This is a genomic window from Acidovorax sp. LjRoot204 (genome assembly GCF_056175785.1).
The window spans coordinates 1-1,306 of the sequence record NZ_JBGFFF010000346.1; the positions used below are offsets into that span (position 1 = coordinate 1).

The following is a 1,306-nucleotide window of genomic DNA, read 5'->3' on the forward strand; positions in this document are numbered from 1 at the left end:
CTAGAGTTCAACTCTCACGAGCCGATAGCGCAACTCGAAAAACTGCAAAAAGCCATGCACCTCACCATGGACAAATTAATGGCTGCGGGGAGTTAGGCAATAGTATTCAACCAATGTTCTCAAACACCACGTGATCTATTGAGCAGCAACCAATATGGAAGGGCTGCAGGTAATAGTGTGGACTGGATTGAATCGAACGCTGTGCGGAAGCTTTCTGTCATACCCGGTATCAGTCGTAGCCACATCACCATCTTCTCAGACGAAGATCAGCTATGCGTCCCGTAATTGCTGACGCAAGCTCCGCAGGCGGAAGAGGCCAACTTGATCAGTAAACCGGAGATACGAACACAGCCATGCCTCCCGCCCAGATCCCCTCGCAGGCCTTCACCCCCACCTTTGCCCATGTGCCGCCAGGCCCGGTGGCAGGGCCATTGCAGCTGGTGTCCGTCAACGCTGGCGTGGTGTCAGTCCACACTGCCGATGGCGCGCATGTGGGCTCGCTCAAGCTGGTCGGCGGGGTGTGGAAGTTCAAGGCCATGGGCTACGACGCCGCAGGCCGCATGGAGCCGGGCCATGGGCCGCTGACGGAGCAGCACAACATGGCGTTCGCGGCGCTGTATGCGGCCGAAGTGAGTGCCCGGCTGCTGGGCGCTTTGGGAAGCGCTGGGTAACGAGCGCCAAGAAAGCACCAAAAATGCGAAGCCGCGCCGCACAGGGCCGCAACTCTCAGAGTGGCGCGTCGGCCAGCACAAACTCCACCGCCGCACACGCCGCCGCCACCTGCGCATCAATGCACTGCTCAGGCGTGGCGCGGGGGCTGTCGGGGTAGACCTCGGTCGTGGTGGTGTAGCGCGCGCCGCTGATGCCCGCGCACAGGCCCCACTGCTTCATCGGGTAGTGGATGACGCCTGGGGCCACCACGGGCGTGCCGATGATTTCGTTCTTCTCGTCCGCTGGCGCAATGTGTGTGACGCGGCTGACGGCGTCGATGATGGCTTGCTGGAAGGCGGGCTGCGGGTTGTCGGTGTCGTCCACCAGGTAAAAGCCGTCGGGGATGCTGCCGGGCTCGAACACCTTGCCATCGCGCGCGGCCACGGCGGGGCGGTATTCGGATTCGTCGGTGTTGGTGGTTTCGTGCAGGTCGATGTGGGCGGCAAACTGGCCGTGCAGTGGCGCCACCAGGCGCATGAGGGCCGCGGACTCCTGCGCGGGCGAGCCCTCGCGGAACGAGCGGTTGGGGTCGATGGCGTCAAAGTTCCAGCGCTGAAACCGCTCGTACGCCCAGGGGCTCACGCACGGCACCACC

At 62.9% G+C, this 1,306-nt stretch carries 2 protein-coding genes; one reads left to right on the top strand and one right to left on the bottom strand.

From position 1 onward, the window contains the following. Positions 1 to 353: 353 nt before the first annotated feature. Positions 354 to 671, top strand: a complete 318-nt coding sequence (locus AC04MI_RS25240; RefSeq protein ID WP_476499052.1) for a hypothetical protein — start codon at positions 354 to 356, stop codon at positions 669 to 671. A gap of 55 nt (positions 672 to 726) precedes the next feature. Here the strand turns inward: AC04MI_RS25240 and AC04MI_RS25245 are convergent. After that, on the bottom strand, positions 727 to 1,306 hold a 580-nt coding region (locus AC04MI_RS25245; protein ID WP_476499053.1), incomplete at its 5' end, for a M14 family metallopeptidase.